Source organism: Marinomonas sp. HM11-D (assembly GCF_057626615.1).
In genome coordinates, this window is sequence record NZ_JBMMKT010000012.1 from 59,618 (window position 1) to 75,424 (window position 15,807).

Genomic DNA, 15,807 nt, shown 5'->3' on the forward strand with positions numbered 1-15,807 from the left:
CCTAACGTCGTCGAAAAATCAGTCTAATGACGCGAAAATGAGGTCTTCTGGTAGCAACTCGGTGGGAATGTCTTGGAAACAGACAGGACGTAGGAAACGGCGAATCGCCATGGTACCCACCGATGTGGCACCAAAGTTGGTGGACGCAGGGTAAGGCCCACCATGCACCATGCTATCGCACACTTCCACACCGGTCGGGAAACCATTTGCTAGTACTCGCCCTGACTTACGTGTTAAAAGCGGCATTAGCGTCTTCGCCGCCGGATAGTCCGCTTTATCAATCTGCAAAGTGGTGGTCAGTTGGCCGTCTAACTGCGCTGCAATCTGACTGAATTCCTCAAGATTCTCCACCACCACCAAAACCCCTAATGGGCCAAATACCTCATGCGCTAAATCTGGGTCGGCAAGCCACTGTTGAGCGCTGGTCTGGTACAAGTATGGCGTTGCTGTGCGACCTTGGCACTCGGTGGCAAGGATTTCCGCGGCCTGATCATTGGCAGCTATGCGTTGTTGTCCGGCACGATACGCCTCGGCGATACCTTGAGTTAGCATGGTTTGAGCAGGTACAGATGCCAAAGATGAACTTACTGTGGTGACAAATTTATCCATTTCAGGGCCTTTGAGCACTACGGCTACGCCTGGATTGGTACAAAACTGGCCTGCGCCCATGGTCAGTGAGTTGGCCCAGCCTTGTGCCAGCGCTTCACAGCGATTGGCCAACGCATGAGGGAAGATAAACATAGGGTTTATCGAGCCCAGTTCACCAAAGAATGGGATCGGCTCAGGACGCGCGGCACATAAATCGTATAAGGCACGACCACCTTTTAATGAACCAGTAAAACCAACTGCTTTGATCAAAGGATGTGTGACTAAAGCTTCGCCAATGGCAAAGCTTGCGCCACTGTCTTGTAACAGAGAAAACACACCCGCTGGCATCTGACATTTCTCAATCGCTGCATGGATCGCTTCAGCAATGATTTCAGCCGTGCCCGGATGAGCAGGGTGACCTTTGACCACCACCGGACAACCTGCCGCTAAAGCGGATGCCGTATCGCCTCCCGCGGTAGAGAAGGCTAATGGGAAGTTGGACGCACCAAACACCGCCACTGGACCAATCGGCTGCTGCATCAGCTTTAACTCTGGGCGAGGCAAGGGTGTACGGGACGGCAAAGCGTCATCAGAACGACGATCGAGATAAGTGCCTGACAAAATGTATTCGGCAAACATACGTAATTGACCGCTAGTGCGGCCACGTTCACCTTGCAAACGAGCTTCCGGCAAACCGGTCTCAGCACAGCCAATGGCGGTAATCTGCTCGGCACGAGCTTCAATTTCATCGGCGATGGTATGCAGAAACGTTGCTCGGTCTAGTCGAGAGGTCTGACTGTAAGGGAGAAAGGCCGCTTCTGCCGCCGTGGCAGCGGCATTCACATCCTCAATTCGGCTTTTTGAATAACTCGCAGGGGCACCGTACGCTGGTGCGGATTCAAAACTATCGTCTGTCGTTACCCATTGACCCGCAATGAGACATTTACCGTGAGGATTGAACGTCATAGAGCACTCCCTAGTTCCAATATTTGTATTTTGTATCCAATTTAATTGTTGACGAAATCAGCGAGTGATACAAGGGTAAATAAATGAAAATGGGGAACGGAGGGAAAGAGGTTTTGCTTCTCTACTCAGAATACATGAATGCCCTGTAGTACTTTGAGGAAGCCACCAAAACAATTTTTCAGCGACTTCTAGCGCTTGCGCGTAGAGCTAAAAATTGTTTTTGGCGGCTGTAATCTGAAGTTAAACCTGTTCGCGCCCTTTCTGTACCCATTGCAATACCTGATGTTTGGTATTGATCAGATGAGAGCGTAGCATTTCCGTGGCACCGGCCACATCGCGGTCTTTGGCGTAGTTGAAGAGGGCTTGGTGGTCCTGGCGCGCTTGCTCGCGCTGGTTGGTAATGTCGATATGCAGTCCCACATAACGAGTCGCCTGCAACGTCACGCGCTCCAATAGCTGTTCAGTCAGCTGACGCCCCGCGGCACGGTATAAACATTGGTGGTACAAGGTATTCAAAGGTCCCCAATCTGCCACGGCACCCGCGTTATAAGAGGCGTCCATTTGTTTTAGCAAGTCCTCACACTCGGCAAAGTCTTGCTCGGTCATTTTCGGAATCGCTCGCTGGAATAAGTCCACTTCTAGTAGGGTACGCAGATCGAAGATCTCGGCAATTTCTTCTAGGGTGTGCTTGGTCACCGTGGCACCACGGTTATTCTGAAATACGACAAGGCCTTCGGCATCCAAGCGTTTCAGTGCTTCACGCACTGGCATACGCGAAACATCGTATTCTTCCGCGAGCATTTCTTGGCGAATCAAAGCTCCTTCTTCTAAATCACCAGACAGAATACGCTGACGTAAGTCGGCAACGATCACATCCGGCAGGCTTTGACGTACCACAGATCTTTTCTTAATCACCCAGAGTCCCCTAGTCTGATGGTTGGGTCGCGCGGTATTTACTTGTGCGTAAATATGGCCACCAACACGGATTGCACTCGCACATTATACCGAAAACCAATGGGAAAAAATCCAAATAGAAAAAGCCCCACTTATCTAAGACAGACAAGCAGGGCTTTTAGGGGACAATTGGCTGCAACTTAGAAGGTTAAGTTCGCCGTCACGTTGTAGGAACGACCTAAACCAGGGTAGCGGCCGACTGGGCTGGTGTCTACGCCGCGGAAGTAGTATTCCTCATCAAAGAGGTTATTGACTGAGAAGTCGACACTGAGCGTGGTATTGTCCTGTTGATACAGCTCTTTGCTCACGTTAACATTCCAAACCGTGTACGACGGAATTTTCCCAGTTGCGCCGGTCGCATCTTCCTCTGCCGTATTGGCATTATCCGAGTAGGCGTCGCTGTAGTAGAAACCCGATAACGTCGATAGGTAGCCAGAGAAGTCGTATGTCGCATCCCAAGAGACTTGATGCTTAGATGCATATGGCAGTTCATTACCTTTATTCGGCCCCTCTTCTTCAGACGTTGCATCTAGGTAGGTGTAGGCTAAGCCTAGGCTCAAACCCGGTACGTTTGACGTGGCATAACGCCCTGCCAATTCAATCCCTTGGTGGCGAGTTTCACCAATATTATCAAAGGTTTGGGTGGCACTTTGCCATTGCAGTTGATCTTTATAATCGACTTGGAATAGGGCTGCGTTAAAGCTGCTTTGACCTTGGGTAAAACGTGCCCCTAGTTCGTAGTTCCAAGACACTTCCCCTTCTTCCTTGCCCGCACCACGCACTTGGGCAATCTGCGGCGCACGCAGGGATTTCTGAGCATTGGCGTAGGCCACCCATTCATCGGTCACGTTATAAGCAGCAGTGAGTCCAGGCAGCACTTCATTGATCTGGTTGGAGTCAGTAGCCCCTGAGTTACGATCTTCAAAGTTCATATGAATCGACTCAAAACGCACACCCGGCGTTACCTTTAAACGGCCATCCATAAAACCTAGTTCATCACTGACATACGCCGCCACAGCATCAGTTTTCAGCCCCCAATCTCGTGGTACAGAGGCCGCGCCTGTGGCGATATTCGTCTGGTGTAAACGGTAGTCCACATCTTCGTAAACATAGCGCATACCAAGAATCAGGTTTTGCGTCAGCGTATCTTGCGATCCAAACGACACCGACAATTTAGGCTCCACTCCATAAACGTCAAACTCGCGCGGGGAATTACGAATATCCGTAGACGGCTGTGCCGGATCTGCCCAATGGCCTCCCGCCGTATTAAAGCCCCAAATAAAGTTACGGGTATCGTGATGACCAAAGGTCAGGACTTCTAGCTGCGCACTGTTGCCCCAATCTAGGTCTTGTAAATACTTCAAATGCCAACGGGTGGCACTCGCTTCATAGTCATCATACAAACGCTGAGATTGTTGACGATCAAGGCTATAGGCCTGAGGCGACAGAGCACCCGGCATTTCCATATCGGCATCGTAGCGCTGGATAAAGGCTTCTAGCTCTTGGGAATCGGACATCAGCCAGTTCGCTTTGACATCAAAGTTGGTCACATCCGTGTCGGAGTGCTCTCGATAACTGTCACCATTTAATGTATTGGCTGAAAACTGAATCCCAAAATCATCGCTTAACCAACCGCCAGAACGCAGATAAAGATTGTTCATCAGGTTATCAGAGCCTTCATAAGCGCTGATCCGATTACTCATTTGCGTTTGCCATTGCTGTGGAATCGGTTTGGTAACTAGGTTAATGACCCCACCCACGTTATTTGGGCCATATTGCACCGCCGCACCGCCACGTACGACATCAATGCGATCTAGAGTATTAAAGGTAGCAGGGAACACGGACTGGCCCGTATGACCATAAGGCGCCAAGGTTAAGGGTACGCCATCCATTAAAAACTGTGCCCGCTCACTGCGGCTACCGCTCAGGCCACGCACCGAAACATTCGGCAATACGCCTGTGCCTGTCTCATCTTGTACTTTGACACCTGGTACATGCTGTAATGCGCCATCAATCGATGTGGCAGCGGTTTTCTTTAACTGCTCTTGGCTCAGAACCGTACGGTTGCCAGGGTACTTGGCCACGTCCTTTTCTTCCGATGAACCAATCACACTGGATTGTACTGATAGGGTATTTAGTTGTACCGCTTCACTGGCCGCTGTCGCCGATACACCATAAGCCATGGCGTAAGCCAGCACCGAAACACGTAGCACTGCGGCAAGCTGCGGCGAGTTGTAATAACTAGACATAAAAGAAACCTATACTTTTGCTAACGAGGATTGGAAAGACATTAAAGTTCGTAGTGATAACTCACCATGAACTCTGCGGGAGCACCGTAACCAATGGAATTCACACCCGATGTACCATCAGTAGAGCCTAGGTAATATTCTTCATCGAACAGGTTATAGGCATTCAGCTGAATACGATGTTTACCAACATGGTAAGAGGCCATGGCATCGACTAAGGTGTAATCGCCTAGGGCAACGGCTTCATTGTTGCCGGCAAAACGATCACCCACATACTTGATGCTGGCGCCAAAACGCCAAGCATCGTCCAGCTGATAAGTGGCCCCTAATGCCGCTAGCTGGTCGGAGACATCGTTAGGCTTTTTACCGGTATCGCGGTCTTTTGCATCCATATAGGTGTAGCTTGCCGTGGCACTTAATTGCTCAGTAATTTGGCCACGCATTTCTAGCTCAATGCCTTGGTGACGAGCTTGGTTTTTCGCCACAATAAAGCCGTCAGCATTGGTTTGAGGCTGCTCTTGATCGATTTGAAACACAGCGGCATTGAGCATCAAAGCATCATCTAGCCAATACGCTTTGGTACCAATTTCGATTAACTCAGTGGAGAAAAACTCCGCTTGTGTGGGACTGACAAAACTGCCGCCATAGGGCAATTGCCAAGATTTCGCTACGGTGGTGTAGGCAGACATATCGTCGCTCAAACGGTAAACCGCTCCCAGACGATAGCTGGTTTTATTGTCATCATTGCCGCTCTGCACGCCAGCGGCGGTGGTTTGATCCAGCTCCATGCGATCTTGGCGCACATTGCCAGTGAACGACCAATCTCCCACAGTGACCATATCCTGCAGGTATAAGCCTAATGTTTTTGTGGTGTTTTCGCGAAACGCAGGGAAGCCCGGATCAGGCGAGTTGGCCGCAATAGGGTTGTAAATATCTTTATTTGGCAAGTTCGTACGCGCCAGATTTAAGTCGATATCAATCTGGTTGTAATCGGCACCGAACAGCAATTGATGGTTATCCAATTGCCACTCCAGCTCCGATTGTAGCGTTTGGGTGGTACGTGGGTCGTAGCCAAAGGTATTCACCGTTTGCAGCACTTCATTTGTATCTGAAACAGGCGTTGTTGCTTGACGTGTACCTCTTTGTTCCAATGTCACTCGGTTGTAAACCGCGCGGTTATGCCAAGTCACATCCGGCATCAGCGCCAATTCATCTTCGATGGCGATACGCGCGCTATCGGATTCTTGATAGTCATTTAGGCTACCAAAATAAGTACTTCTGGACACATCCACAGGTTTACCATCTTTAGAAGGAATACCACGGTAGGGTACTAACTCCTGATGCATGAATTCCAAATCAAGATTCACCACATGACCTGCCGATGGATTAAATTGCAGCGTTGGCGCAATGAAGTAATCTTCAGAATCCACATGATCAACATACGAATCAGACTGACGAATTTCCGCATTGATACGCGCATTGACAGTATCGCTGAGCTTGCCAGAACTGTCGATCGAGCCCGTCATTTGATTGTGACTGCCGTAGCTGGTGCCTAAGCGAGTAAACTCATCACCATTGGCACGTTTGGTCACCAAATTAATTATGCCACCGGCAGAGCCACGGCCATATAAAGCGCCAGCAGGGCCTTTTACCACCTCAACCTGCTCAACATTGGCCAAACTGCGGTAGGACTGCAAATTACCATCGTCACGTAATCCGTCGCGGTAAACATCGCGAATGGCATCAAAACCACGAATCACAAATTGATCTCGACTGCCTTCCCCTAGGGTATTGTTTACCCCTGCAACACCATCCAGAGCGTCCACCAAACGCACCGCTCCGCGATCCTGCATCTCGGTATCCGTTACCACGGAGACCGACTGCGGCACATCCAGCCACTCCGCATCAGTCTTACTGCCCGAGGTTGGCAGCTCCTGCGCATAGCCTTTGTAACCTTGTACTGTGATTGGGATAACCATGTTTTGGCTATCTGACGTAGAAGTTTCCTGTGCGTACAGCGAAGCCGACGACATCGCAATCGCTGCAGCCACAGGTGTAGCTAAGAAGGTTTTGATTCCCATTTTGCATGGATTCCATATCTAGAACTTGAACGATGTTGCAGTTTACGCAACGCCTTGTTTTTCAATCGAGAAATAGAACCATATTTGATAATCATTATCAATTTCATTAGAGAATATTCTTATTATTCTTTGCCCCAGTCTTGAGAATACGCTCTAAATCGGCCGCAATGCCTTCCGCAGCCAGAATGCCGCGATTTAATGACCACAATGCTGGCGAGACTGGCACAACCTGTTGCTGTTGCACGGCGCTTAAGACTGAAAATAAAGGCGTTTCACGCCAGTCATCAAGTGCCGTATGCTCACCATAAGCGCCAATCAACAGCCAATCTGGGTTCAAGCCGAGCAACATTTCTAAACTTGTTTGGACATAGGGAGCATCAGGTGAGGCCGCCATTGAGCTAGGAAAACCCAACGTCTCTAAGACACCTGCGGCATAGGAAGTCGGTCCGTGTAGCCAAACACCGCGAGCACTCGCGATGGCGAATTGAATGGTGGCTTGATTAGCGTAGGGGGCAAGCTTTTCACGATATTGCGTCATACTGCGCTTATGCTCTGCTAATCGCTGCGCCATCAGTGGTTCTCGACCTACCGCTTTAGCGATCTGCTGGGCCGTGACCAGATTCTCTTGATACGTTTCCCCACGACTTTTCAACAGCAGCGTCGGTGCTATCTTGGCGAGGCCATCATAGGCAGCCCTGTGGCGTTCGGAATCGGCAATGATTAGATCTGGCTTAAGTGCTGCAATCTGCTCCAAATTAGGCTGAGCTCTAAGGCCTAACGACACCCAAGGAGCAATACGCGCCTTCACCTCAGGCAGCAATATGTTTGGATTGTTGTCATCCGCAATGCCAATAGGAGAAATTCCTAACACGGCAAGACTGTCCACAAACGATAGCTCAAGCGCCACAATACGTTTGGGTTGTTCAGTTAACTCTAACGCATGCTGTTGAACGGAAGTTGGGGGTTGAGCACATGCCATCTGCACCAATAATGCGAAACCTAGCGCTAAACAACGCAACACCAAGCGGGAAATCATAGAACGTCCTTACGTAAAAGAATTGATATAAATGAAACTTATTTTCATTTATATCAATTGCTCTCACTCATTCCTATCGCTCACTTTAAAATTATCGACCTGACGTCTAGCACAACTGAAAAACTGCGTTCAGCAGGGTCTATATTTGTATGCACGCAGTAGGGATTTCTAATGTTTGAGTCACATCAAACAAAGCATTGATAGCTTCACATTTTTTCCTGTGTATCGATCTCCTACTATCCAACCATTACGAACAAAAAGTGTTCGAACATAAATATCTCATTATGAGTCTGGAGTTTTTATGCAAGTAACATTAGCTCAACCAAACCTACTGAAAAACCAATCTTACGTGAACGGTGAGTGGGTAGCGGCTGATTCTGGTAAAACTTTCGCGGTGATCAACCCGGCTACGGGCGAGCACATTGTTGACGTAGCTGACGTTGCAGCGGACGAAACAACACGCGCTGTGGAAGCGGCTAATGCAGCACAAAAAGCATGGCAAGGTAAAACAGCGAAAGAGCGTGCAACGCTGCTTCGTAAGTGGAACCAGCTAATTCTTGATAACCAAGAAGACCTAGCTAAGCTGATGACTCTAGAGCAGGGCAAACCGTTTGCAGAAGCGAAAGGAGAGGTGCTGTACGGCGCGTCTTTCATCGACTGGTTTGCTGACGAAGCACGTCGTTTGTACGGAGATGTGATTCCATCTTTCGCGAACGATAAGCGTGTACTAACTATCAAGCAAGGCGTGGGCGTTGTTGCAGCGATCACTCCTTGGAACTTCCCAATTGCCATGATCACTCGTAAAGCTGGTCCAGCTCTTGCTGCGGGCTGTACGATTGTTATCAAACCATCTGAAGAAACACCATTGTGTGCTCTTGCGCTTGCCGAGTTAGCGCATCAAGCAGGTATCCCAGCAGGTGTTCTAAACGTGGTAGTCGGTACGGACGCTAAGGCGATAGGCGGCGTACTAACTGGCAACCCAATCGTGCGTAAATTGAGTTTCACTGGTTCTACGCCAGTGGGCAAATTGTTGCTATCTCAATGTGCGCAAACAGTAAAACGCACCTCCATGGAGCTAGGCGGTAACGCACCTTTCATCGTATTCGACGACGCAGATCTTGATGCGGCAGTAGAAGGCGCGATTGCTTCCAAATACCGCAACGCTGGTCAAACGTGCGTCTGTGCCAACCGTATTCTTGTACAAGACGCTGTCTACGATGCGTTCGCTGAGAAATTGGCAAAACGCGTAGCAGAGTTCAAAACAGGCAACGGTTTCGCAGAAGGCGTCAACATTGGTCCTTTGATCAACAAAGCAGCGGTTAACAAGGTTGAAGAGCTTGTTAACGATGCGGTGAGCAAAGGCGCGAAAGCTTTGATCGGTGGCGCGAAAGCAACACAAGCGGGCGAGCAATTCTTCGAGCCAACCATCCTAACGGGTGTGACGCCAGACATGACTATCTTCTCTAGCGAGATCTTTGGTCCTGTGGCTCCGTTGTTCCGTTTCAGCACGGAAGAAGAAGCAGTAGAGATGGCAAACAATACCCCATTTGGTTTGGCATCTTATTTCTATTCCCAAAATATCGGCCGTATCTGGCGTGTTTCTGAAGGTTTGGAATACGGCATGGTAGGCATTAACGAAGGCATTATTTCCAGCGAAGTGGCACCGTTTGGTGGTGTGAAAGAGTCTGGCAGTGGCCGTGAAGGTTCCAAGTACGGTATCGACGAGTACGTGGAAGTGAAATATCTATGCATGGGCGGCATTAAATAAGCCGACTTTTCGCAACACAAGACATGCTGGAGTGTGGCTCTAGCGTGTCTGCTTTCTAATTCAGAGAGAACAAGACAAATGAACAACGCTAGCTTACAAGAACGTAAAGTAAAAGCCATTGCACGTGGCCAAGGTAACATGGCTCCAGTGTACGTAGACCGCGCCGTAAACGCTGAAATCTGGGACGTTGAAGGCAAACGTCACATTGACTTCGGTGCTGGTATCGCGGTAGTGAACACGGGCCATAACCACCCGAAAGTAAAAGCGGCTGTACAAGCGCAACTTGAACGTTTCACACACACTTGTGTGATGGTAAGCCCATACGAGTCTGCTGTTGCTCTGGCAGAAAAACTAAACGCTGCCGCACCAGGTAACACGCCGAAGAAATCTATCTTCGTTACTACTGGCGCAGAAGCGGTTGAAAACTGTGTGAAAATCGCACGTGCTTACACTGGCCGTCCAGGTATCATCGCGTTCAACGGTGGCTTCCACGGTCGTACTAACATGACCATGGGTCTAACAGGTAAAGTAAACCCTTACAAAGTAGGTTTCGGTCCTTTCCCAAGCGACATTTACCACATTCCATACCCAAATGAATATCTAGGCATCACTGAAGAGCAAGCACTTGCTGACCTGCAAATGCGCTTTACTTGTGACATCGAGCCTTCTCGCGTGGCTGCAATCATCATCGAGCCAGTACAAGGTGAAGGTGGTTTCTACATGGCTTCTGCAAGCTTCCTACAGAAACTACGTAAGCTATGTGATGACAACGGCATCCTATTGATCCTAGACGAAATCCAAGCAGGTTTCGCACGTACAGGTACTATGTTCTGCCACGAACAAGCAGGTATCGAAGCGGATCTTATGACCGCTGCTAAAGGTATCGCGGGTGGTTTCCCAATCGCTGCAGTAGTAGGTAAAGCAGACATCATGGACGCACCAATCCCTGGTGGTCTAGGCGGTACTTACGGTGGTTCTCCAGTGGGTTGTGCGGCAGGTCTTGCTGTATTCGACGTAATCGAAGAAGAAGGTCTATGTGACCGTGCTAACCAAGTTGGCGCTCGTTTCGTTGAGCATCTAAAAGGTCTGCAAGCGGAATATCCACAAATCATCGGCGACGTGCGTAACGCTGGCGCCATGATCGCGGTTGAATTCGTAAAAGACGGTGACGTAAGCAAGCCATACCCAGAACTAGCGAAAAACCTATCTGCAAAAGCAGCAGAAAACGGTCTAGTACTGCTTTCTTGTGGTATCCGCGGTAACGTTATCCGCTTCCTACCAGCATTGACGATCGAAATGGAAATCATCGATGAAGGTATGGAAATCTTCAAGCGTATCTTCAAAGAGCTTGTTTAAGATTTCAGTTTTAACGGATTAGTCCACCTAGACTTCCGTTCGCAAGACACGCCCTCCTAGGTAGTCTGTCTTGTACTTTTAGCCCCTATCCAACTTTGGATAGGGGCTTTTTTATGGATACAGAAAAGGGCGATTAGTAAGGAGCAGACTCAGATCGAACTTGCGCGAGATGCTCGCGTAGTACTTGCAGAAACAGCTCGCGGGGTTTATTCGGCTGAGCGGTTTTCTTATAAATCACCGCCATGCCTAGGGTGTAGTGACGATGCTTAGTGGCCACTGCCACGATCTCACCACGCTCGACATAGTCTTTGGCGTAGTTTTCCGGCAAGAAGCCAATATAACGTCCTGACAGAATCAAGGCTAAACGGGTGTCGTAGAAGTAGGAGATCGCCGAGAGATTCATATTCGAGATCTGTTCTGAGACGCCTTCATGGGGCTTTAAACCAGCGTGAGAAGCAGGGAAGTTGTCGACTTCTTGCTCTTGCTGCTCTTCATTGAGCTTGGCTAACGGGTGATTTTTCGCCACATAAATATGGCACGCATCGCTGTACAAATGGATGTATTCCAAGCCGTCCAGTTTGCGATGGTAGGGGATAAACCCCACATCCGCTTCATCATTGAGAATGGTGCGCTCAATTTGTGCCATGGAAGAGACATTGGTATTCAAGGTCACTTCGGGGGCACGATCGGTGAAGTCGCCGATCAATTCTGGCATACGACAGCGGGGGTCTAGACTCACTGAGTCGGAGAGGGCAATGCGAAGGCGGCCGGTTAAACTGGCATTGAGGTTGTTGACCGTAATGCGAAAGGCATCCAATGACTCCAATAACGTTTCCGTCATCTGGTAGATGATTTCCCCTTCTTGAGTCAGCGAAAAGCCACCACGACCACGTTTACAGAGGGTCAGGTTCAGGCGCGATTCAAGGTTGGAGATGTGCAAACTAATGGTCGAACGACCAATGTTTAACATGGTCTCCGCTGCTGAAAAACCGCCGCAGTCCACCACGGTTTTAAACACTTTTAGTTGCTTGATCTCATAGTCGCCTACTTGTCCAAGCGAGTAATTGTTCGCACTCATTACGCCCCCTAACGGCTCAGCTTACGCTTTATCTCACTTCAGTATATCCGATCTATCACATCAGCCACATGGCTAACTGCTTGTCCTGTCCCGCCTTATTTATTGTGCCTAAGGACTTAGTTTGGTCAATGCCTAACTTTAGGTTTAGACACTGGCGTTTCATTCAGAGCTCGACTTCTCTATTGTTCCAAGCCTGAAATGCATGAATGGCATCACCCTGATTGATCCATTTCAGTATTGTTAAGAAGACCCCTTTCATGCTTCTTAATTGAGAATCTTCGTACTTTCTTCTGGCCCGAGTCATACTCGGGCTTTTTTTTTAATCATCTTTACACAAAGCTGATATAGTTTGCTTCCTCAATGTTAATCTCTGATTTAGGAGTTGTTGTGTCGCTAAAACTTTCTGTACGTCAAAAGCTGATCGCTATTTTAGTACTGGTTTGTATGGGGTTCGCAGGCTTTGGCTTATACGCTGTGATGAACTTCCAACAAATGCAGCAAGCCGGCCTAAAAGCCAACAGTATTGCGGATGCCTACGCTCAATTGAGCAACTTAGAAATCACCTTACTTAAGTTTGAGCGCCACGCCGATAACCCTGAACAGTCAGGCATGATCAACTTATACCAAGAGCTTGAAGCATTGAATCAAGAGGATGCATTACAACAAGTTCTAGCCAATCCGTTCCTAGACAATACGGCGAAACAGAATGTACGCGCCATGCAAGAAAGTTTGCCAAGCTATTTGGACAGCATGAAGCAATCTTTAGATTTGATGCAGCAATTAGGCATCAATAACCAATCCGGCGCACTGCTAGTACTGAACCAAGAAGCTGCGAACGCAGAAGAAAAGCTGAAGTTACTGGCACGCTTTGCTTCCGGCTTTAAAGAAGTGCGCACCCGAGAAAAAGACTTCCTAGCGTACACCAGTGCGGACAGCCAAACCGCTTGGTTTGCTGCCTTAGACACTCTAGTCAGCAATGTGAATGAAATTGGTTTTGGCGATGTCTTTGGCCCTCTGTTAGAGCAATACCGCAGTGCGGCTATGCCAGTGGCCGAACATGCTTTGGCGCTGCAACAGCTCGGCAATCAATTGGTCCAAGTACGCGAGCAGAACTCAAAAATCTTGGGCGATACCACCGCTTATTTGCGAAGCCCATTGTTAGAACAAGCTCAACTTGAGGCCGATACAACAGCAAACAATGCTCGTCTCAATCTGATTATTGGCGGCATCGTCCTAACGTTATTGATCGGCGCAATCATCGCGACCATGATTCATAACCTAAGTCAGAAGATTCAGACCATTCTGAAGCGTTTACAAGAAGTCGCGGCGGGCAAACTGTTACGTCACAGTGAGAACGGTCTGAACCGCAATGACGAAATGGATCAGATCCTGATTACGTCAAACACCATGACCGATAGCTTGAGCCAGTTGGTTGGTCAGCTTCGTGCTAGTAACGAGATCTTAGTCAGCACAGCGGATCGTTTAAGTGATGATGCGTTTACCATTGTTTCAAGCAGTGAACAGATTCGCGATCGCAGTAATACCCTGGCCACAGCAACAGAAGAGATCTCACACACAGCTGCAGATGTGGGCAATATGACGCAGCAGGTGAACGACGCCACCAATCATGCCCACCAATCAGCACAAGCGGGCGCGCAAGTGATTGGTGATGCTATTAACTCAATTCAAGCGGTGGCCGGTTCGATTGAACACACCCATGGTATCGTTGCTAAGTTAGGCGAGCGCTCGAAAGAAATCGACTCGGTGATTGACCTGATCGTTGGTGTGGCCGAGCAAACTAACTTATTGGCATTGAATGCTGCTATTGAGGCCGCTCGCGCGGGTGAAGCCGGTCGTGGCTTTGCTGTGGTAGCCGATGAAGTACGTACTTTGGCCGAGCAAACAGTTCAGGCAACCAGCAGCATCACCAGCAAAATTGAAGGTATTCAACAGGAAACTCAGCAGGTGATTGCGGCCATGGCCACCAGCCTAAAACAGGTGGAAGAGGGTAAGCAAAAAGGTGAAAGTGCGGTACAAACCATTCGCCAAGTAGAGCACCTAACCTTGGACGCGGCGCAGCATACACAAACCATTTCCTCTGCCATTCAAGAGGTGGTGTTGACCACTCAGACCATGGCCAAAGACATGGACGATATCGCCCAAAGTATCGAGCATAACTACAACGCGACGCACAACATCAAATCATCGGGCCAAGAGATTCATGACAGCGTTTCAGGCCTCACACGACAAATCGCGCAATTTGAAATTAATTAGTCATTCATTTTTTAGAATGAATCGGGTTAACAAAAGGGAAGCATAGCTTCCCTTTTTCTTACCTTTATTGCACTACTTTAGTGCAAAAATCTACCGTAACACTCTAGAACAATTTTTAACCAAATCATTTCCTAAGCACTTCGAGAAAATGCTTTAATAATCAGATGACTAGATGTTCATCTATGCATCACGAATGTGACATATTTTTGCCCCAATATAGGGCATTCGTAGGCAATTAGATAAACTATACTTCTGATTTATAAAGACTTTTGAAAAAGCTGGATTTGTTTGATCGCGACAAAACTTTAGGTGGATTTTGTACGGTTTAATTTGTGCAAGCTTTTTGGAAGTATCCATTGCCTAGCCGCCACCGTCGGGGAGGACGTGGCTAAATTAGCAACTCTCATTCAAGAGGTTACTCATGTTAAAGACTCTACAAAAAGTAAAAAAACATTTAGTTGCGAGTTCTCTTGCTATCGCTCTAGGCGCTGGCGCAGTGGCAACTTCAGCTCAGGCTGCTGATCAAAATTGGCGTTTTGCCAACCTATACGGTCGCGGTACAGCATTCGGTGAAATCTACGAAAACCTAGCTAAGAACATCGAAACCAACACTAACGGTGCAGTACACGTTCAAGTACTTTACTCAGGTGAAGGTGTGGGTACGACAGGTATCCTAGGTGCAGTGAAATCAGGTCTAGTAACCATGGGCGCACCATTCCAATCAATGCACGCGGGTGAACTTCCTGCAGGTGTGGTTGAGATCGGTCTACCTGGCGGTACTGCAGATACTGATGAGCTACACGAATTGTTCTACGACAAAGGCTGGGACAAAATCCTGACTGAAGCTTACGGCTCTCAAGGTCTAGTATGGCTTGACCCATACATCCAACCACCGGTTTACATCATCACTAAAGAGCCAATCAACTCTGTTGAAGACTTTAAAGGCTTGAAAATCCGTGCGCCAGGCGCATACGGTAAGTTCCTACGTAACCTAGGTGCTTCTCCGGTATCTCTAGCTTGGTCAGAGATCTACACCTCTCTATCAACGGGTGTAATCGACGGTTCGATCGGTTCTAACATGATCGACCACCGTGACGGTAACCACGTAGAAGTGGCGAAATACATGTACCGCCTACCTCTAGCAGGCGCACAAGTATTGCCAATCGTTGTTAACCGTAACGCGTGGAACAAACTAACTGACGAACAGAAAGAAGCAGTTCGTTCGGCGACTAAGACTCACGCTGAAGAACAGCTAACGAAGTCTAAGCAATGGGAAGCTGAAGCAGTTGCTGAAATGGAAGCGAAAGGCCTGCAATGGTCTCCAGAACCAAGCGAAGCTGACAAAGCAGCATGGGCAGCAGCCGGTGCGGGTCTTTGGGACGAATACGCTGCCTCTGATGAGTACAGCAAACGTCTAATCGATGTACTTCGTGCAGAACAGAAGTAATCGACTCTCCCTA

At 48.6% G+C, this 15,807-nt stretch carries 10 protein-coding genes; 4 read left to right on the forward strand and 6 right to left on the reverse strand.

Annotated elements, in window-relative coordinates:
* Positions 1–18: 18 nt before the first annotated feature.
* From ACOSVP_RS14690 to ACOSVP_RS14710, 5 genes are all read right to left on the reverse strand, one after another.
* On the reverse strand, positions 19–1,554 hold the full coding sequence (locus ACOSVP_RS14690; protein ID WP_487348242.1) for an aldehyde dehydrogenase (NADP(+)): 1,536 nt from the start codon (positions 1,552–1,554) through the stop codon (positions 19–21).
* Positions 1,555–1,794: 240 nt separating this feature from the next.
* Positions 1,795–2,469: a GntR family transcriptional regulator gene (locus tag ACOSVP_RS14695; protein WP_487348243.1), complete on the reverse strand. Its 675-nt coding sequence runs from the start codon at positions 2,467–2,469 to the stop codon at positions 1,795–1,797.
* 179 nt (positions 2,470–2,648) lie between these two features.
* Positions 2,649–4,757, reverse strand: a complete 2,109-nt coding sequence (locus tag ACOSVP_RS14700) for a TonB-dependent receptor family protein (protein WP_487348244.1) — start codon at positions 4,755–4,757, stop codon at positions 2,649–2,651.
* Between the two features lie 41 nt (positions 4,758–4,798).
* Positions 4,799–6,835, reverse strand: a complete 2,037-nt coding sequence (locus ACOSVP_RS14705; protein WP_487348245.1) for a TonB-dependent receptor — start codon at positions 6,833–6,835, stop codon at positions 4,799–4,801.
* Positions 6,836–6,941: 106 nt separating this feature from the next.
* Positions 6,942–7,871, reverse strand: a complete 930-nt coding sequence (locus ACOSVP_RS14710) for a Fe(3+) dicitrate ABC transporter substrate-binding protein (RefSeq protein ID WP_487348246.1) — start codon at positions 7,869–7,871, stop codon at positions 6,942–6,944.
* 301 nt (positions 7,872–8,172) lie between these two features.
* Between ACOSVP_RS14710 and ACOSVP_RS14715 the strand changes: the two genes are divergently transcribed.
* Together ACOSVP_RS14715 and gabT are read left to right on the forward strand one after the other, a co-directional pair.
* The gene (locus tag ACOSVP_RS14715) at positions 8,173–9,639 is read left to right on the forward strand and encodes an NAD-dependent succinate-semialdehyde dehydrogenase (RefSeq protein ID WP_487348247.1); all 1,467 of its coding nucleotides are present in this window, start codon (positions 8,173–8,175) and stop codon (positions 9,637–9,639) included.
* A 78-nt stretch (positions 9,640–9,717) separates the two neighbouring features.
* Positions 9,718–10,995, forward strand: a complete 1,278-nt coding sequence (gabT, locus tag ACOSVP_RS14720; protein WP_487348248.1) for a 4-aminobutyrate--2-oxoglutarate transaminase — start codon at positions 9,718–9,720, stop codon at positions 10,993–10,995.
* 133 nt (positions 10,996–11,128) lie between these two features.
* Here the strand turns inward: gabT and ACOSVP_RS14725 are convergent, their stop codons facing one another.
* Positions 11,129–12,073 (reverse strand): LysR family transcriptional regulator, encoded by a 945-nt coding sequence (locus ACOSVP_RS14725; protein WP_487348249.1) that lies wholly within the window; start codon positions 12,071–12,073, stop codon positions 11,129–11,131.
* Positions 12,074–12,460: 387 nt separating this feature from the next.
* Here ACOSVP_RS14725 and ACOSVP_RS14730 point away from each other — a divergent pair, with 387 nt between their 5' ends.
* Together ACOSVP_RS14730 and ACOSVP_RS14735 are read left to right on the forward strand one after the other, a co-directional pair.
* The gene (locus ACOSVP_RS14730; RefSeq protein ID WP_487348250.1) at positions 12,461–14,347 is read left to right on the forward strand and encodes a methyl-accepting chemotaxis protein; all 1,887 of its coding nucleotides are present in this window, start codon (positions 12,461–12,463) and stop codon (positions 14,345–14,347) included.
* 421 nt (positions 14,348–14,768) lie between these two features.
* Entirely contained in the window at positions 14,769–15,794 is a 1,026-nt protein-coding gene (locus tag ACOSVP_RS14735) for a TRAP transporter substrate-binding protein (protein ID WP_487348251.1), read from the forward strand.
* Positions 15,795–15,807 lie beyond the last annotated feature (13 nt).